The 19,273-nt window shown below is 65.0% G+C and carries 11 protein-coding genes and 1 pseudogene; 6 read left to right on the top strand and 6 right to left on the bottom strand.

Annotated elements, in window-relative coordinates; translation table 11 throughout:
* Positions 1-77 precede the first annotated feature (77 nt).
* Positions 78-1,082, bottom strand: coding sequence for an AraC family transcriptional regulator (locus C7450_RS19370; protein ID WP_110376102.1), 1,005 nt, complete (start codon positions 1,080-1,082; stop codon positions 78-80).
* Between the two features lie 296 nt (positions 1,083-1,378).
* Here C7450_RS19370 and C7450_RS19365 point away from each other — a divergent pair, with 296 nt between their 5' ends.
* Positions 1,379-2,935 (top strand): DUF1254 domain-containing protein, encoded by a 1,557-nt coding sequence (locus tag C7450_RS19365; protein WP_425351245.1) that lies wholly within the window; start codon positions 1,379-1,381, stop codon positions 2,933-2,935.
* 458 nt (positions 2,936-3,393) lie between these two features.
* Here the strand turns inward: C7450_RS19365 and C7450_RS19360 are convergent, their stop codons facing one another.
* Positions 3,394-3,705: a CsbD family protein gene (locus C7450_RS19360; RefSeq protein WP_170147329.1), complete on the bottom strand. Its 312-nt coding sequence runs from the start codon at positions 3,703-3,705 to the stop codon at positions 3,394-3,396.
* Between C7450_RS19360 and C7450_RS35160 the strand changes: the two genes are divergently transcribed.
* On the top strand, positions 3,602-4,399 hold the full coding sequence (locus C7450_RS35160; protein WP_110376360.1) for a DUF982 domain-containing protein: 798 nt from the start codon (positions 3,602-3,604) through the stop codon (positions 4,397-4,399). The genes C7450_RS19360 and C7450_RS35160 overlap by 104 nt on opposite strands.
* A 761-nt stretch (positions 4,400-5,160) precedes the next feature.
* Positions 5,161-5,502: a DMT family transporter gene (locus C7450_RS19350; RefSeq protein ID WP_245449948.1), complete on the top strand. Its 342-nt coding sequence runs from the start codon at positions 5,161-5,163 to the stop codon at positions 5,500-5,502.
* 27 nt (positions 5,503-5,529) lie between these two features.
* Here C7450_RS19350 and C7450_RS19345 read toward each other — a convergent pair.
* Together C7450_RS19345 and C7450_RS19340 are read right to left on the bottom strand one after the other, a co-directional pair.
* Positions 5,530-6,321, bottom strand: a pseudogene (locus C7450_RS19345) (prephenate dehydrogenase/arogenate dehydrogenase family protein); the annotation flags it as partial.
* 137 nt (positions 6,322-6,458) lie between these two features.
* Positions 6,459-7,682, bottom strand: a complete 1,224-nt coding sequence (locus tag C7450_RS19340) for a GGDEF domain-containing protein (protein WP_110376100.1) — start codon at positions 7,680-7,682, stop codon at positions 6,459-6,461.
* A gap of 288 nt (positions 7,683-7,970) precedes the next feature.
* On the opposite strand from C7450_RS19340, the gene uxuA reads away from it, so the two are divergent.
* Positions 7,971-9,149, top strand: coding sequence for a mannonate dehydratase (uxuA, locus tag C7450_RS19335; RefSeq protein ID WP_110376358.1), 1,179 nt, complete (start codon positions 7,971-7,973; stop codon positions 9,147-9,149).
* 265 nt (positions 9,150-9,414) lie between these two features.
* Here the strand turns inward: uxuA and C7450_RS19330 are convergent, their stop codons facing one another.
* Positions 9,415-10,869: a mannose-1-phosphate guanylyltransferase/mannose-6-phosphate isomerase gene (locus C7450_RS19330; RefSeq protein ID WP_110376357.1), complete on the bottom strand. Its 1,455-nt coding sequence runs from the start codon at positions 10,867-10,869 to the stop codon at positions 9,415-9,417.
* Positions 10,870-10,900: 31 nt separating this feature from the next.
* Complete coding sequence (locus tag C7450_RS19325; RefSeq protein WP_146227402.1) at positions 10,901-11,695, bottom strand: hypothetical protein; 795 nt, start codon at positions 11,693-11,695, stop codon at positions 10,901-10,903.
* Positions 11,696-12,430: 735 nt separating this feature from the next.
* Between C7450_RS19325 and C7450_RS19320 the strand changes: the two genes are divergently transcribed.
* Together C7450_RS19320 and C7450_RS19315 are read left to right on the top strand one after the other, a co-directional pair.
* Positions 12,431-13,579, top strand: a complete 1,149-nt coding sequence (locus C7450_RS19320; protein WP_110376098.1) for an alpha-D-ribose 1-methylphosphonate 5-triphosphate diphosphatase — start codon at positions 12,431-12,433, stop codon at positions 13,577-13,579.
* A 177-nt stretch (positions 13,580-13,756) separates the two neighbouring features.
* A complete protein-coding gene (locus C7450_RS19315) occupies positions 13,757-19,150 on the top strand; it encodes an alpha-2-macroglobulin family protein (RefSeq protein ID WP_110376097.1) in 5,394 nt (1,797 codons plus the stop codon).
* Positions 19,151-19,273 lie beyond the last annotated feature (123 nt).

The following is a 19,273-nucleotide window of genomic DNA, read 5'->3' as shown; positions in this document are numbered from 1 at the left end:
GATGCGAGAGGACTGTACAGGGATACCCCGGCCGACTACCGCCCATTTCCCGGCCCGTGCGGCGGGGGAAATCGGCCCTATATCCCCGCGCGAAACTCCCGCGGTCCGCGGCCGGTCGCCCTTCGGAAGGCCCGGGCGAAATTGGCGGGAGAGGAATATCCCATCTCCGCCGAAACACGGGTGACCGATCCACGCGTGTGCCGGAGCAACTCGATGGCGCGCTGAAGCCTCGCCGCGTTCGCCAAGCTGCGGAAATCGGTCCCGGCACGGTTCAACGCGCGTTGCAGCGTTCGGATGCTGATGTCCATCGATTGCGCAGCACTGTCGATGGTCACGCTGCCGGTGAGGACCTGGGCGCGGATCTGCTCGACGACCACATCGAGGACATCACGGGGAGCGCCGCCTTGCCTGTCCCGCGCCACATCCTCGATGGTGATCGTCGACCATGACGCGCGCCGTTGCGCCGTAGACAGCTGATGCCGTTCCATGACGATGGTCACGGCGGGTGCGTTGAAAATGACGGGACACTGAAAGACGTCTTCGAACGGCCCTGTCTGGCGCGGCTTGTCAATATCAAGCTCAATGCGTTGCGGCCGCCAGTCGATCGGCAAATAGGCCCTGAGCACGCTCATGAGGACCCCCGCCGCGGCGCAGGCGACAATGTCGTAGCCGGCGCGGCCGGCCAGGGCAAAGACGTAGCTGAAGCGCGCCTCGTCGCCGACGATCGCGACCGACATCCGGTCATCCGTGCTATGATAACAGAGAGCCGCAGTGGCGCGCGCGATGGAGTTCCCGAGGGTATCGGCCCCAAGCACGTAGTGCCCGAAGCTGCCATAGTTGGCGGCGTCCATCACCGGAGCCAACAGGAGGCCCAGATAAGGCTCCCCCGCCGCCCGTGCTGCGCCGTTCAGGAAACCGATCACCGCCGCGTGCGGAATGAAGCAGTTCCGTCCCTCGGTCAGCTCGAGATCGAAGCCGACGGCGCGGTTGGCCTGCCGAAGCGCCCTGTCGCCGATGACCTGGCGCAGGAAAGCCGGCATGCCGTGCAAGATGTGGTTGGAGATGACCGGGATCTCTGCCATGCGCGCGACGCTCCGAGGATACCGCCATGGTGGCGCAAAATGAGTGGTCTTGAAATCCGATTGTTGCTTTGTGGCGCAACAGAGGTGTCCCGGGCAAACTGGAGGCCTGGCCGCTGCCGGCGCTCAATATTGGCGCAGTCGTTATTGCGACCAAAAGACGCGTGGTGTCGGGTGAGACATTGCGCAGTCCGGACCGCGACAAAGGGATGAAACAGATCATGAGACGCTACCTGAAATTGGCCGGTGCCACTCTCGTCGCTGCCCTCACGCTGCCCTCCGGCGCTGCGATGGCGCAGATGTCGCAGCAGGTGTCGCACGAGACCGTTCGGTCTCTTGGCGCGCCCGACACGGCTGAGACGCGCATCGGCACGCTGCAGTTCAAAGACGGCGCGCCGACCGCCGAAACCGCCAGAAAAGTGTACGACACGCTCGATTTCACCCAGGCACTCAACGTCTACAATAACAGCTTCCGCGGCGCCTCGGCCCTGGCGATCGTCAAAGGCTTCGAAAGCATCGGCGTCAAGCCCGGCGACGTCGCCATCTTTTCCGAGCTCATGGATTCGAACTCGCTGTTCCTGACGGCGAACGCCGACACGGTCTACTACCTCACGGCGCTCGACCTGAGCAAAGGCCCGGTGGTGGTCGAGCAGCCGTCGGACGCCGTCGGCACGATCAACGACATGTGGTTCTCGTGGATCATCGATATCGGCGGCCCCGGCCCCGACCGTGGGCTCGGCGGCAAATATCTGATCGTCGGGCCCGACTATAACGGCCCGTTGCCTGAGGGCGGCTACTTCATCGCGCATTCAAAGACGAACCTCGCTCTTTACGCCGCGCGGGCCTATCTCGTCGACAACGACCCCAAGCCGGCCGTCGAGAACGTCAAGAAGAACCTGAAGATCTATCCCCACCAGCCTGGCTCTTTCGGAACGAGCCTTGCGCAAGCCCTCGAAGGCACGGTGCGTATCGCGGGAGAGCCGAAGGTTCCCGAGACGAAATTCATCGAGGCAAGCGGGTTGTCGTTCAATACGATTCCGCCAAGCGACTACGGCTTCTTCGAACTCATCAATCAAAACGTCCAGAACGAGCCCGCTACCAGCTACGACGTCGAGCTCGCCGGGCAGCTTGCGGCGATCGGCATCGTGCATGGCAAGGCGTTCAAGCCCGACGAGCGGATGAAGAGAATCCTGTCGGACGCAGCCCTGGTCGGCCAGGCAAGCGGCCGGGCGCTCAACTGGCGCTATGCCATGCAGCACCCAGACTGGGCCTACTACAAGGATTCGCAGTGGGGCAGCATGCTGTGGGACGGCGGCGCGTTTTTCGAGACCCCGCCGCCCATCTTCAAGGATGGAATGTTCGAGCCGCTGGCACCGACCGGCGCGCGCGCGCTCGATTCCCGCACAGCTTTCTATTACGGCTACACACTCGATTCGCCGGGCATGATCATGCGCATCCCGGGTGTGGGCTCGCAGTACCTCATGAGTTTCCTCGCTCCTGACGGAACCCCGTTCGATGGCGCCAAAACCTACAAGGTGACACTGCCCAAGGACATTCCCGCCAAGGCGTTCTGGTCCTTCACACTCTACGACAACCAGACGCGCTCCATGCTGCAGACGCCGCAGAAATATCCGCGCGCCGGCAGCCAGAGCTATCCCTCTCCGGCCGCGGAGGTCGCCGCCGACGGGACGACCACGGTCTATTTCGGCCCCGCCCAGCCGGAGGGCGTGGCGCGCGGCAACTGGATCCAGACCGACCCCGGGAAGGGCTGGTTCACAATCCTGCGCCTCTACAGCCCGTTGCCGTCGTTCTTCGACAAGAGCTGGCGTCCAAGCGAAATCGTTCTGGCGAAGTAACCGGACACCTGCCTTCGTCAGCGGATGCCATAGTCGTTTTCGGCCGGAATGATCTCAAGGCGCTCATTCTGGCCGAGAGCAGATACAGTCTGCCATGTCTCACTGCCATGTCGCGCCGCCATGTCTCGGCCGCAGCAAACCGGTCTCCTCTTCGAAGATCGCGGTGACTGAGCGTGGTCCTTGGCGTCGGAAGCCTGCCTTCCTGTCAGAAGCCTGGCCTCCTGTCGGATGTGGTGATCGAGCATCGTCGCGACCTTTTGCTGTCCATCCACCCGGGCGCCGGCATCGACCCCAGCAGCCAAGCCAGGAATTCCCAAGCATGAATACCCCCGAGCAGGAATTCCCCGAGTATCAAACGGGACAAGTCCGCTCGTCGCGGACTTGCTCCCGTTCAACATAAACGAGATAATTCAAGATCTTGTCGGCAACTGACGAGTCAACTTTAGGTCGGATTTGCGCTACTGCTGGCGCCCGCGGCACAGCCAGCCAACCGCAAATCCGATGACGCCTGCAAAGAGGAGACTGCCCACGGGCTGTTCTTCGACGCGGCGGCCGATCGCATGCACACCCTCGTCATAATAGGCGCGCCCAGCGTCGGCGACATCAGCAACGCGTTCTTTCGCGACACCATAGGCATGCTGTGTCGCGCCGGCGACCTGATCGACCATGCCTTCCGTTTGGACGCGGCGGTTGCCGATCGCATCCCCCACAGCCTCCTTGGCCCGGCCCGCAACTTCCGTGAAAGTACCCTTGACTTCGTCTTTATTCATACTCGCCTCCATGCTGAGCGCTGATGACTCAACGCTGGAGGTGGCGGTTTGTTCACCGGAGCCTGCGTCGTTCGACGCCAAACATCATCCGGCCCGATCTCTTCGCCAGACCCGATCTCTTCGCCAGACCTCAGTTCCTTCGCCCGGCAGAAGCGCGAGAGGAGGCGTGCGCCCAGAACGCCATTGCAACGGTGCGCACGGATATGTCATCCAGTACGGGGGTATGAGGAGGGAGCGTAAGGGTCATTTGACGCTGGAAGAACAACGCCGATATCGTTTGGCTAAGCGCAGAATTCGAGAGTTCGAGCCCGTTCTGGTTGCCATGCCCCATAAGGGGGCCGTGGAAATATGTCGGCTCGACGATGCGGTGATATTGCTTGTGGGGCACTGGCCATCTGCCTTTGCGTCAACTGCCAAGAGGTTGGCAGCTGTATCACTCTGCCGTGAGGCCCTTGAAGGCAAGGTTTGGTCCGACCAGGCGCGTGTGGCTTTCGTCTCGGCTGCCGAGGAGGCGGGGCTCCTGATTTCGCCCCAAGAGCCGAAGACTTGCCAAGAGCCGAAGACTTGCCAAGAGCCCAAGATTTGCCAAGAGCCCAAGATTTGCCAAGAACCGAAGGCTTGCCAAGAACCGAAGGCTTGCCAAGAACCGAAGGCTAGCCAAGAACCGAAGGCTAGCCAAGAACCGAAGACTTGAGCGATCGCTCCTGCGGACGGACGGACGGCCGGCGTCGGCATGGCAGCGCCGGCCGTTTTTGCATCGGCACCGGCTATTGGCGGGCTTCGAGGGCTGAGCAATGGCGCGCAGTGCCGGTTCAGAATATGCCGCTGCGGGGCAAAAAATAGCGCCGCGACAGGACGGTCCTGTCACCGGGAGGAAGAGCGCCAAGTCATCAGGAAGAGCGCCAAGTCATTTCGACGGCCGAGTGATATCCTTTAACGTCCCGTCAGAGGCCAAAGGCTGCGCGAAAGCTGCTTTTCATGCTCCGCGTCAATCAACGCGCGAAGGAGTCTTCGTTTGTCCTCATCAGGCTCTGACGCAAGCATTCGATGGAATTTTTCAATATTTTGGTCGCGAATGAAGCGGGCCCTGTCTCTCACAGCGCCGGTTCGTGGACTTTCCATTGATCCACTCCAAAATTTATTGTACAGTAAAGTGTATTCGGCTCCCAGGCGAGAGCCATCATAAGTATTCGCCGCGCAATGTGGCGTTTTCTGGGTGATCGTATCGATCTTGTGGCGGCGATCAGGGCGGCGGCTTCATCTGCGTCGGGTCTTTCAGCCAATTCGATGATAGGACGCGCGATCAGGCCGTGATCCTGCTCAGGGGCACGTGGTTTCCGGTGATTGCTTGCGATTCCGCGCTGGATTGACGACTGTTGGTCTCTCATGTGATTGGACATCGGCATCATGTCGTCGATAGGAGGGGGGTCTGTTCCCTCCGGTTGTGGAGCCAAAGTGTCCAGCGCATCGAGCTACCTTTATCTCCTGATCGCCATTGTCGCCGAGGTGGTGGCCACCACGGCGCTCAAGGCATCCGACAGCTTCACCCGTCTCGGCCCGACGCTGTTGACGGCCGTGGGATACGGGCTGGCGTTCTATTGCCTGTCGCTGACCTTGCGCACGATACCGACGGGGATTGCCTATGCCATCTGGTCCGGTGTCGGCATTGTGCTCATTTCAGCCGTGAGCTGGGTCTGGTTCAAGCAGAGCCTCGATGCGCCGGCCTTTCTCGGGCTTGGCCTGATCATCGCCGGTGTCATCATCGTCAATGTGTTTTCGGGATCGGTCGGGCATTGACGGTTGTGCGCCGTTCGCCGGGGACCCTGCCACCAGTGGGGCCGACGCCTCGCCGGCGGCGTGGTCCTCGAGGTCCAGCTTGAGGGCGGCAGCGAGCCTGAAGAAGCGGTCGCGGACCGCGGCGGAATAGGGATTGGAGCGCTCGATCGCCTGGAACACGGCCGGCGAGTCGTGGCGCACCATGCCGACGGCCTGCATGATGAGATCGAAGCTGCGGGTCGTCATGCGCGTCGGCAGGGGTTCCATCCGCACAAGCACCTTGGCGATGAGATGGGTCAAGCCCTGGACGACCGCCGCGTCCTCGTCATGCGCTTCCGGTGTCGTGATGATGACATCAAGGCCGAGCGCGCGGCGCAGGAAGGCTGCCACCCGGAGGCCGCGGCGGCCGCGAATGGGGCAGACGGCGATCTTGAGGCCGGCGATACCGTCGCGCGCGCTCTGCGGGCCGAAGAGCGGATGCGTCGCAACGATATCGACGTCGGCGGGCAGCCCGCGCTTCATGATCGCCGCCGGGATGACTTTCACCGACCCGACATCGAGCACCAGCGTCCCGGCTGAGAGATGCGGCGCGAGTGCGGCCACGACCTCCTCCAGTCCGTCAATGGGCGTCGCAAGAACCACGATCGGGCATCGCGCCACGGATGCCAATTCGGCGGCCTTGACCGCCGGATGCCCCTCAACCGGCCCGGGGGGGAGGGCGGGGTCGTGGACCAGGATGCGGAAATGCGCGTTGAGGTGCTGGGCCATCAGCCGGCCAAAGGCGCCGAAGCCGACGAGGCCGAGAAGGGGCTGGGGTGTATGACTGGGTTGTATAGACATGGTCTGACCTCGGCGAGTGACGCGCCAGGGAGGTCTTTCGCAACAACCGCTGGCGACGCAGCGGTTGAAAGATGACAAAGCACCCCGCCGCTAAGGAAGCGGCGCGTAGTAGAGTCCGGAGAGGGCGAAGCGCTTGTTCATGCGCCACTCCCTAGAACAGGGGCGCCGGTGGTGTCAATTGCCGCCGGTATGGCCATCGTCACCGTATTGCGACCGGCGGTCTTGCTGGCATAGAGCGCGGCATCGGCCTCCGCCAGGATATCCGCGTGGTGCTCGTGGTCCCGCGGGCGCCAGGCGGCGATGCCGATGCTCGCGGAGATCGGATGGGTCGTGCCCGCGAAGCGGAGAGGGGTGGTGGCCAACCGTTCGAGCAGGGCGTCGGCCATCTGCGCAGGGCGCGACAAGGAAGCCGCGTCCGCGCCAGGCGCGGACGCGTGCGGTTTCGCTATGATCACACAGAATTCGTCGCCGCCGAGCCTCGCCGCGTAATCTTGCTGGCTCATGACGGCCCGGATCAGCTCCGCGGTGTGGATGATCGCGGCGTCGCCCGCCGAATGGCCGAGGCTGTCGTTGATCTGCTTGAGATTATCGAGATCGACGAGCATCACGGCGAAAGTCTGACCCGACCGGCGCGCCCGACGCATCGCCAGCGACAGCCGCTCATTGAGGCCGCGGCGGTTGGCGAGGCTCGTGAGATCGTCCGACGCGGCAAGGATGGCAACCTCCTCGCGCAGCCTGTCGATGGCCATGGTGGCGAGCCCGAAGTTCCAGACGATTCCGCTGCAGATCACCAGCAGCAGAGTCACGGGCGCGATACTGAAGAACCCGCCGGCCGTGAACGCCTGGGCCAGGACGGCGATATTGCTGCCGATGACGATAAGGCGGCTGAGCGCGCCGATGCCCATCGCCGCCATGGTGATGATGCCTCCGACCCCGAGCGATTTTTGGCCGGCAAGGAGCAGGATACTGAGCACCATCGGCACGAGCTGGCCGCCTGAATAAACCATGTTGCGCGCGCGTGGCGCGTCTATCAGCAGCACCATCAGCGCCGCACAGACCGTAGTGACGGCCACGGCGATGCCGATTCCGGATGAAAGCCCGAAGAAAATGCGGAGGCCCATCCAGATATTGAGAAATCCGAATATGATGAGCGCATTTCCAGCGATCGCAGCCAGAATGGCATAATCACCGGATGTATGCAGAAGAACAGAGCCGCCGACCGTATTGATCAGACTGCTCGCGAGCCAATACCTGGCCGGGAGAAAGTTCCTGTATGTTCCAGCGATGCTGCCCCAGATGATCGAAAGCATCAATGAATTCAGAAGGACGACAACGTAGAGCGTCGTGAAGTCGAGCTTCATTGATCCCCCAATCTGCGTTTGGGACAGCACGTCCCCCCGATTGCACTCCCCGACAGGGCGACATGGTCCACTATACGCTGATTGCCGCAACGGTGAGGGAATAACAACACGCGACTAACCCAACGGGCATGCACTGCAGCGGAGACCGGCATATGTCACCCGCGCCTTGCCGACTTCCGCAGGGCTCCGGGCTGGTCTATGACTGCGCGATCGGGATGCGTCGCCGCGGCCGGCAAGAGGGCCTTGCTGCGCCCCGCGCGCCCCTGGCCTATCGAGGAGAGGTTCAAGGTGGAACAGACATGGCGGTGGTTCGGGCCTCAGGACCCGGTGGAATTGTCCCATGCGCGGCAGGCCGGCGCGACCGGTATCGTCTCGGCGCTCCACCACATTCCAGCCGACCAGCCGTGGACGGATGAGGAGGTTGCCAAGCGCAAGGCGATCATCGCCGAGGCCGGGCTGACATGGTCGGTCGTCGAGAGCATTCCCGTCCACGATGCCATCAAGACCAACGGCCCGGACCGGAGGCGTTATGTCGATGCGTGGATCGCCTCGCTACGCGCCGTCGCGCGGGCCGGCGTCAAGACCATCTGCTACAATTTCATGCCGGTGGTGGACTGGACGCGCACGGATCTCATGTATCCCGTGCCGGCGGGCGGCTATGCGCTGAGGTTCGACATCATCGATTTCGCGGCCTATGACGTGTTCATTCTGGAGCGTCCGAACGCGGAAGGCTCTTATGATGCGGACGTTCTGGCGGCGGCCCGGCAGCGCTTCGAGGCGCTCCTGCCGAGCGCGCGCGACGCCCTCGAAGGCAATGTGATTGCCGGCTTGCCAGGGGCGGATTTCCATCACGACCGGGTCGGCATGCGCCGTCTGCTCGCCGCCTATGACGGTATCACGCCCGAGGATCTCAGGGCCCATCTCGTCAGCTTCCTGGCGGATGTCGTTCCTGTTGCCGAGGAGGAGGGCGCAAGGCTCTGCATCCATCCCGACGATCCGCCGTTTTCGCTGTTCGGTCTGCCGCGCGTCGTCTCCACCGCCGACGATGCCCGGGCGATCCTCGCGGGGGTCGATTCCAACGCCAACGGCTTGACCTTCTGCGTCGGTTCCTACGGTGCGCGGGAGGACAACGACCTCGTCGCGATGGTCGATGAATTCGCACCGCGGATCCATTTCGCCCATCTGCGCAACGTCAGGCGCGAGGCGCCGAAAACCTTCCATGAGGCCGAGCATCTCGACGGCTCGTCCGACATGGTCGGCGTGGTCGCGGGCCTGATGAAGGAAGAACGGCGTCGGCGCGCAGAGGGCCGCGCCGACGCGAATATCCCGATGCGCCCCGACCATGGCCACCTGCTGATCGACGATGTCGGCAAGCGCACCAATCCCGGCTATTCCTGCATCGGACGGCTCAAGGGTCTCGCCGAACTGCGCGGCGTCATGGCCGCTATCGATGCGGGGCACGCCTGATCGGGGCGGGTGCCGTCACCAGGCGTGGACCGGCGTTGGGGGCCTGGCGAGGTGCTTTATGGTTTCCCTTCCCGGCCGGTTTCACCGGCCGCCGGGAATGACACCCAACCCTTGCCTGAAGCCAACCCTTGCCTGAAGCCAACATTTGCCTGACGCATAGCCGGTCGATCGGATTACGCCAGGCTGCAGTTCCTTCAGTGTCATCCCCGGCGGCCGGCGCCAGCCGGCCGGGAAGGGGATCCAACGGCGTTGCGGTCAGCGATTGTCACCCCGCCTCGTTCGCCTTGTCGATGCGCGCATAGACATCCTCGATGCGCACGATGTCGTCCTCGCCGAGATAGGGGCCTGACTGCACCTCGATGAGATTCAGCGGAACCTTGCCCGGATTCTCAAGCCGGTGCACGCAGCCGAGCGGCAGGAAGATCGACTCGTTCTCCCGGAGCAGCAGTTCCTCGGCGTCGCGGGTGACGAGTGCCGTGCCATTGACCACGACCCAGTGCTCGGCACGGTGGAAATGCTTCTGCAGGGACAGCTTGGCACCAGGCTTGACCGTGATGCGCTTGACCTGGAAGCGCTCGCCCATGTGCAGCGACTGGTAATAGCCCCAGGGGCGGTGCACGCGCGGCGTCTGCGTCGCGGCCTCGTGGCCGTCCTTTTTCAGGCGCTCGACGAGACGTTTCACGTCCTGGTCGCGATCGCGCCGGGTCACGAGCACCACGTCGGGTGTCGCCACGACGACGAGATCCTCGACACCGAGCGCCGCCACGAGCTGGCCCTCGCCGCGCAGGTAGGAGCCCTTGACGTCCTCGGCGACCACGTCGCCCGCGATGACGTTGCCGGCTTGATCCCGCGCGCCGATCTCCCAGAGCGCGGACCAGCTGCCGACGTCCGCCCAGCCGCAATCGGCCGGCACGACCACCGCCTTGTCGGTCTTTTCCATCACGGCATAGTCGATGGAGATCGAGGGCGAGGCGCGGAAGGCCTCATCGTCGAGGCGCAGGAAGTCCATGTCGCTCTTGGCCTTCTCGAGCGCCTCGCGGCTCGCGGCGAGAATATCCGGCGCGAGCACGGCGAGATCGTCGAGGAAGGCTTGTGCGGGCAACAGGAAGATGCCGCTGTTCCAGAGATAGGTGCCGTCGGCGAGATAGGCTGTCGCCGTTGGCGTATCCGGCTTCTCGCGGAAGGCCGCGACCGTATGTGCGCCTGGCGCCTCGGGCAAGGCCGCGCCGATATGGATATAGCCGTAGCCCGTGGCCGGCGCGGTGGGCTTGATGCCGAACAGCACGAGCTTGCCGGCATCCGCGGCGGCGACGCCGGCTTCCACCGCCTTCAGAAAGGCTTTGGGATCGCCGACCACGTGGTCGGCGGGCATCAGGAGGATGATGGCGTCGGGATCTTCATTCACCGCGATCAGGGCGGCTGTGGCGGCGGCCGGCGCCGTGTTGCGTCCGACGGGCTCCAGCACGATGGTGGCATCCTCGATGCCGAGGCCACGCAATTGCTCGGCAATGACGAACCGATGTTCGGCATTGGCGATGACGACGGGTGCCATGAAGGTGGAGCGATCCTCCACGCGGCGCGCGGTCTCCTGCAGCATGGTCTTGTCGCTGGCCAGCGGCAGGAGCTGCTTGGGGTATGCCTCGCGGGACAGGGGCCAGAGCCGGGTGCCCGTGCCGCCGGACAAGAGGACCGGCATGATGCGAGGTTTCGGTGAAGGCATGAAAGGAAGCGCTCCCATTGCTGTCGTCATGTCAGAAGCGGTACCATAAACCACTGACGAGTCCACGTTCGAGCGGCGCGTTCTTGCCTTGAAGGGTGGCGACACCCGCGACCTGAAGCGACCAATTGTCGGCGAAATCCCACACGGCGCCAACCTGCACCTTATGATAACGCGTGCCGCTCAATAGCCCCAGCAGGCCGCCGCCGGCAAGCCCGTTCGTCGCGAGCACGTTGAATGACTGCGCCAGGAAGAGCCATTGCGGCAGGGGACGGATGCCGAACGTCAGGTCGAGGCGAACCTCGTCGCTGGCCGCCCCGGCGCGCAGGCGGTAGGCGGCCTGGGCGTCGACGAAGGAGGGCCACCGTCCAAGCATGAACGATTTGCCGATGAGGAGGCGGGCATCGGCATATTTGTCCGTGCAGCAGACCTCCGCCGGGTTGAGCGGATTGGTCGGCCCGGGAAAGGCGGCGATGGCCTGGGCCGAGACGATCCAGCCGTCGCGGTCGACGATGCGATAACGCGCGCCGATCTCGGTATAGCCGAGGCCGGTATAGTCCGCCGGTGCAGGCCCGGCCACCCGGGTTGAGAGAAGCGACGGCGAGAGGATCGCCGTCAGGGTGTCGGTCAGGCCGTATTCGATGAAGGCAGTGGCCTCGAACTTGCGATAGTCGGGGCCCCGAATGGTCCGGCCTTGCGCGTCGAAATAGCGGTCTGCCTTCTGGAAGGTGCCGGTGACGATCGCCTGCCCCCTGCCGGCGGGGAGAGTCCAGGCGCCCGCATGGGCGCCGCGGTTGGCGAGCAGCACGCTCGCCACGAGCGTGGCCACCGCGAGAAGCCCGAGGAGGCGCAACAGCTGAGGCCAGCCGCACCGGCAGCGAGAGGCACCTCCCCGGAAAAAGGCCTGGGCTCGTGCCTCCGCCAAGGCGCCGCGACCCTGGCTAAGGCGCGTCGAGCGCGCGGCTGCAGTTCGGCCGTGCAGCCGCGCCCGTTGAGTCCTGCCCATGGTCGTTGGGCCGCTCAGAGCGCATCAAGCAGACGAAAGCGTGAAGCAAGCGACAGCGTCGCGGCCAGTGAAATATCTGGCATCGAGCAATATCCCCATGAAATAATTAAGAAATTTCCGAAGACTGAGCCGGTGGATGCGGAAAAAGGCGGGCTGAAAGGATGTAACGCGACGGATCTGAAGAACAAATTGGATAGGACGACCGCAGCTGCGAAACGACAACGCAATAACCGAAGCTGCGGCTTGGGCCGCATATGAAAAATCAACACACCTGCCAGAACCTTCTGATCATCAATGTCATCGAAGTTTCACGGCAAAACGAATAGGTGAAGCTTAACGCAACAACGGGCGCTGTCCAGTCCCTCCTGTCGTTCAGGTCTCGTCGACAGGGGTGGCGCCGGAGAACTGCCACAGTTTCATGCGGATTACCGGGATGCCCGTTACGCCGGCAGATGCATCGCCCGTCCTGGTGTCGAGCGCGGGACGCGGATTGGCCAAGGTCTTACGCGAAAGTCGTGGCTTTACACGGACGGCAGGACTGCGCATGAGAAAGAGACCATGAAAAAGACTGTCCACCTCATCGAGAACGCTCAGCTTGTCCTGCCAGACCAGATCCTCGCACCCGGATGGCTTGCGATCGCCGACGGCGTGATCGTTGACTTGGGCGAGGGACAGGCGCCGGAGCGTGGCACCGATCTGGGGGGCGACTACCTGCTGCCCGGCTTCACCGAGCTGCATACGGACCATCTGGAGAGCCATTTCCAGCCACGTCCCCGGGTCCGCTGGCATCCGCTGAGCGCCGTGATGGCCTATGACGCGCAGATTGTCGCGGCCGGCGTGACGACCGTCTTCGATTCGCTCAGGGCCGGCTCCGATGCGGACGGCGGCGTGCCGAGCGAGGATTTGTGGACGCTGGCCGGCGCGCTGGACGAAGCGCGGGCCGGGGACTATCTGCGGGCCGACCATCGCACCCATCTGCGGTGCGAAATCGCCACGAACGATGTCATCGAGCAGGTCCAGCGTTTTTCCGGCCGCCATCAGGTGGATATGATTTCGCTGATGGACCATACCCCCGGCCAGCGCCAGTTCCGCGACATCGCGCTGTGGAAGGTCTATTTCACCGGCAGGACGGCGCGCACCGAGGCGGAGGCCAATGCCGTCGTCGAGCGGCGCCTCGCGCTGCATGCCGCGAATGCCCGGCGTCATCGCCGCGAACTCGTCGCCTTTGCGCACAGTCACGGCGTCGTGTTGGCGAGCCATGATGATGCAATGCCCGAGCATGTCGCGGAATCGATCGCCGACGGGGTCGCCGTGGCGGAGTTTCCGACCACCCACGAGGCGGCGGGCCAGTCGCATGAAGCGGGGATACGGGTCATGATGGGCGGGCCCAATGTGGTGCGCGGGGGCTCCCATTCCGGGAATATCGCTGCCGAGGATCTGGCGCGCGAGGGCTTGCTCGACATCATCTCCTCGGACTATGTGCCCGCGAGTCTCGTCATGGCCGCATTCATGCTGGCGGAGCGCGTCGCCGACATCGACCTCCCCGAAGCCGTCCGCATGATCACGCTCAATCCTGCCCGCGCGGCGCATCTCTACGACCGCGGCGCGATCGCCATCGGCCAACGGGCCGATTGCGTGCAGGTGCATCTCGCCGACACGGTCCCTATCATACGCCGGGTCTGGCGGCAGGGACGACAGGTCGTCTAGGCAACAACTCGTTGGGGGCGTCCAGTCGTCGACGCCGCCGACCAGGCTTTGTTTCGGACACGTGTCACACGCAAGTCGGAGAGCGTGAGCCGCGTTGCAGATTGCAGCGCGAGTGATAGTTTCTCCCGCAGATACAAGAGCAACTGATCGTCGGCCTTCGACACAAGGGAGTTTCGCATGACGACATCGTTCCAGAACAGGCCTGTGAAGACCGGGCTGGCTGGTCTGGTCGTTGCCCTCGGATTGGCGTGCGCTCCCGCTCTTGTAGTCGCTCCTGCAGGCGAGGCCTTCGCGCAGGCCAGCCCGCCGGCGCGGCCGGCGAACCCACCCGCAACGGCGCCGACAGTACCGCAGACCGCCCCGGCGCCTGCCCGGAAGACCTATAGTCGTGACGATCTGGCGAGCGTGGCCGTCCGGCTTGAGGCTGACATCAAGCGGGAGGTGGCCCCGCCCCCGAGCGCGCCGGCGGGGCAGCCTGGTCAGGCGGGCCAAGTTGGCCAAGCGCCGCGTCCTGCGCCCCAGCCGGACCGCATGCGCCAGGAGGCCCAGGCCGCGCTTGGCCGGGGCGATACGCTGCGGGCGCTCGCGCTCTATGGCAATCTCATCGCCCAACAGCCCAATAATGTGACGGCATGGCTCGGCTATTCGGCGGCCGCCGCGCAATCGAAGGGCGCGAACTACTCCGAAAACCAGGATTTTCGGCGGCGCGCCCTGGGCGCGGCCTATGCCGGCTACCAGAAGGCGACCACGGCGGCCCAGGAGGCCACGGCGCTTGCCGATCTCGGCGCCCTCTTCGCGCAGTACAGCCAATGGCGCTCGGCGATCGATACCTACCGGGCGAGCCTTGCCTCGGCGGATATCCCCGCGCGGCGCGGCATCTACGACAATCTCGTCGCGAGCCACGGCTTCCGCCTGATCGGCAACTCGACGGATTCGGATTCGGCAACGCCGCGCGCCTGCTTCCAGTTTTCGGAGCCGCTGCAGCAGGGCAAGGTCGATTTCACGCCCTTTGTCGCGATCACCGGTGCGAGCAATGCTGCCGTCACGGGTGAGGGCAGCCAGATCTGCGTGGACGGCCTGAAGCACGGCGAGCGCTATGCCATCGTGATCCGCCGCGGCCTGCCGTCGGCGATCGAAGGCGAAGCGCTGCAGAAGAACGCGGACTACGAGATTTATGTGAAGGACCGCGGCCCCCAGGTGCGCTTCACCGGCCGCAACTACGTGCTGCCGCGCACCGGCCAGCAGGGCATTCCCATCGTTTCGGTGAATACCCCGAAGATTGATGTCGAAGTCCTGCGTGTCGGTGACCGCTCCCTGCTGCCGACCGTGCGCTCCGACGATTTCCTCAGCCAGATCAGCCGCTACACCGCCGACAGCTATGCGGACGACAAGGGCCAGCGCGTCTGGCGCGGCACGCTCGATGTCGCCAATGTGCTGAACAAGGATGTCATCACGGCCTTTCCCGTCATGGAGGCGGTCGGCGGCAAGCTCGAGCCCGGCGTCTATCTCATGACGGCTGCGGCGTCCGGCGGGCCGAAGGGCGACGGTGACTATGAGCTCAGGGCGACCCAGTGGTTCGTGGTATCGGATCTCGGCCTGACGTCGATCTCCGGCAGCGGTGGCGTTGAAGTGATGCTGCGTTCGCTGGGCAACGCCGCGCCGCTCGACGGCGTCGAGGTCCGGTTGCTTGCGCGCAACAACGATGTGCTGGGCGTCGAAAAGAGCGATGCCCAGGGACGCGTACGCTTTTCCGCCGGGCTCGCACGCGGCACCGGCGGCCAGGCGCCCGGCCTCGTCGTCGCGTCGACCGCGGCGGGGGATTACAATTTCCTCGACCTCGGCCAGAGCGCGTTCGATCTCAGCGACCGTGGCGTGAAGGGACGGCGCGCAGCCGGCGCCCTCGACGCGATGGTGTTCACCGAGCGCGGCGTCTATCGCACCGGCGAGACGGTGTATGTCACGGCGCTCCTGCGCGACGGCAAGGGTGTCGCCGCGCCGAACCTGCCGGTGACGCTGGTGGCGCGGCGCCCGGATGGGGTCGAATATCGCCGTTCGCTGGTTGCCGATCAGGGCGAGGGCGGGCGCGCATGGTCGTTGCCGATCCTCGGCGGCGCGATGCGCGGCACCTGGCGCCTCCAGGCCTATGCCGATCCTAAGGGGCAGGCGATCGGCGAGACCAGCTTCCTCGTCGAGGACTATGTGCCCGAGCGTATCGACGTGACGCTCACCCCCACCCAGAAGGCGCTGCAGGCGGGCGAACCTGCAACGATTGCCGTTGACGCGCGCTATCTCTATGGCGCGCCGGGTGCCGACCTCGATGTGAGCGGCGAAGTGTCGGTTACAGCGAGCGCGACGCCGACGATTCCGGGGCTTGATGGCTTCGAGATCGGCCTCGCCGATGAAGAATTCTCCGCCGTGACAACGGAGATCGAGCAGCATTTCACAACGGACGCGCAGGGGCATGTCGTCGTCGAGGTGCCGATCGGCGAAATCAGCGCGCCACGCCCGGTCGAGGCGAAGATCACCTTGCGCGTGGGCGAGACGGGCGGACGCGCGGTGGAGCGGAGCGTGACACTGCCGATCTTGCCCGAAGGCAATGTCATCGGCGCGCGCAAGCTGTTCACGGAACTCGCCGAGGGCGGCACCGCATCCTTCGATGTCGTCATGGCGACGCCCACCGGCGAACGCCTGTCCGGCGGCGTGCAGTGGAATCTCTATCGCCTGGACCGCGACTACCAGTGGTATAACAACGACGGACGCTGGTCCTATGAGACGGTGACGCGCACGCGCCGCATCGCCGACGGGCGTGTGAATGTCACGGCCGGTTCGGCTGGCCGGATCGCGGCAACGGTCGGCTGGGGCCGCTATCGCCTGGAGCTCGCTTCCGTGCAACCGGACGTGCAGCCGACCAGCATCAGCTTCGGCGTGGGCTGGGGCGGCGAGCAGACGGCGGATTCGCCCGACCGGCTGGACGTGACGCTGGACAAGGCTGCCTTCGCCAGCGGCGAGGAGATGACGGTGACCGTGCGCCCCCGTTTCGCCGGCACGGCGACGGTGGCGGTTGTGACCGACCATGTGCTGGAGGAGCGGCTGGTCGATGTGACGCCGGACGGCACCTCGGTCAAGCTGCCGGTCAGCGCGGATTGGGGGGCGGGCGCCTATCTCGTCGCCTTTGCCCATCGGCCGCTCGATGAGGCGGCCAAGCGCATGCCCGGCCGCGCGCTTGGGCTTGCCTGGTTCTCCGTGGATGCCGCGGCGCGCGATCTGAACGTCGGTCTCGGCGCACCGCCCGCCATGCGCCCGCGTGAGACATTGCGCCTGCCCATCAAGGTGGCGGGTGCCTTGCCGGGTGAGAAAGCCTATGTGACGGTGGCGGCCGTCGATGTCGGCATTCTCAACCTCACACGCTATGAGGCCCCGCGTCCGGGCGACTATTTCTTCGGCCAGCGCCAGCTCGGCGCGGAGATCCGCGACCTCTACGGCTTCCTGATCGACGGCATGCAGGGCACGCGCGGCGCCATCCGCTCGGGCGGTGACGGCGGCGCCCAGGTCTCCGGTTCACCGCCGGCGCAGGAGCCGGTCTCCCTCTATTCCGGCGTCGTCGAGGTCGGGGCCGATGGCACCGCCGAGGTTGCCTTCGATATCCCCGATTTCAACGGCACGCTGCGCGTCATGGCCACCGCCTGGACCAAGAGCCGCGTCGGGCAGGCCAGCGCCGACGTCATCGTTCGCGATCCCGTCGTCATGGTGGGGACACTGCCACGCTTCCTCAACATCGGCGATAACTCGCGCTTTGCCATCGACATCAACAATGTCGAGGGCGAGGCCGGCACCTACAAGCTCAGCCTCAGCAGCACCGGCCCGGTGGCGATCCCCGCCAACCAGCGCGAGCGCAGTCTGCAGCTCGCGAAGGGCGCCAGGCAGTCCCTGTCGGTCCCTATTTCCGGCGCGAGCGTCGGCATAGCCACCATCGAGGCGCGCCTGACGGGCCCTGGCTTCGACGGGCCGCAGACCTTCCGGATCGGCGTGCAGCCGGGACGGCCGCCGCTCATCAACCGGACGGTGCGGCCGCTGGCCGCGCAGGCCTCCGTGCGCCTGACGCCGGATCTGTTTGCGGACTTGCTTCCGGGCACGGGGCTGGCCTCGATCAGCGTGTCGCCGATGACGGCGCTCGACGTGCCGGCGCTGCTGGCCTCGCTCGACCGCTTTCCCTATGGCTGCACGGAGCAGACCGTGAGCCGCGCCTTGCCGCTGCTCTATGTCAATGCGCTGTCGGCCGTGAACGCGCTGCCGACCGATACGAATCTGGATGAACGCATTCGCACGTCGATCGAGCGCGTGCTCGCGCGCCAGGATTCGAACGGCTCCTTCGGCCTGTGGTCGGTTGGCGGCGACGACATCTGGCTCGATGCCTATGTCACCGACTTCCTGACGCGGGCGCGCGAGGGGGGCTTCGTCGTGCCGCAGATCGGCTTTGATCTCGCGCTCGACCGCCTGCGCAACTTCGTCGCCAATCAGGATTTCACGAAGGGCTCGGGCGAAGATCTCGCCTATGCGGTCTATGTGCTGGCGCGCAACGGCCGCCCGGTGATGGGTGACCTGCGCTATCTCGCCGACGTCCGCATCAAGGACTTCGGCTCGCCGCTCGCGCAGAGCCAGATCGCGGCGGCGCTCGCGCTCCTCGGCGATCGTGGTCGGGCGCAGGCGGCCTTTACGACGGCTGTGTCCGCGCTCGGCGCCGCGGTCGACAAGCCCGTCTCCCGTCCGGACTACGGCTCGCGGCTTCGCGACGGCGCGGCGGTCCTGACATTGGCGGCGGAAGCCGGCGCGCAGGCCGCGGACATCACGGCGGTCGGTCGCGTCGTCGAGGATGCGCGCGCCAGGCGCAGCTACACCTCGACCCAGGAAGAGGCGTGGATGGTGCTGGCCGCCGAGGCGATGACGAAACGCGCCGAAGGCATCCGCGTGACGGTCAATGGCACGCCGCATGCTGGCGCGCTGTATCGCAACCTGCGCGCGGATGCGCTCGGCGGGGCGGGTTTCACGGTGGCCAATGCCGGGTCCACGCCCCTGCAGATGGTGGTCAGCGTGGCGGGCAATCCCTTGACGCCGGAGCCGGCCGCCTCGCGCGGATACAGCATCGCGCGCAACTACTACAAGCTCGATGGCACCCAGGTGGACCCCGCCCATGTCAACCAGAACGATCGCCTCGTGGTGACGCTCAAGGTGACGGAGACGGAAGCCGCCTTCGCCCGTCTCCTCCTTGTCGACTACCTGCCGGCGGGATTCGAGATCGATAATCCCAATCTTGTCGATTCCGGCTCGGTGGCCGGCCTCGACTGGCTGAAGCGCGACGTCGAGCCGAGCCATACCGAATATCGCGATGACCGTTTCGTCGCGGCTTTCGACCGGGATGGCGGTAAAGCGGCGTTCTTCACAGTGGCCTATATGGTGCGTGCGGTTTCGCCGGGCACCTTTGTCCATCCGCCGGCCGTCGTCGAAGACATGTACCGGCCGGAGCGCTTCGGCCGTGGCGACTTCGGCAAGGTCGAGGTGACTGCGGTGCGGTGATCCTCATGCGCCACCGGCCCGTGATTGGGGACGTCCACCCCCCTCTCCATCTCTCCCCCTCAAGGGGGGAGAGGGAGCGCCGTTGCGATGGCTCGCGTGTTTCAGGATCGACGCGTTCCGTTC

This window comes from Chelatococcus asaccharovorans (genome assembly GCF_003201475.1).
Classification (GTDB): domain Bacteria; phylum Pseudomonadota; class Alphaproteobacteria; order Rhizobiales; family Beijerinckiaceae; genus Chelatococcus; species Chelatococcus asaccharovorans.
Note: the sequence above shows the minus strand (reverse complement) of the source record. Positions and strands in the feature narration are given on the sequence as shown.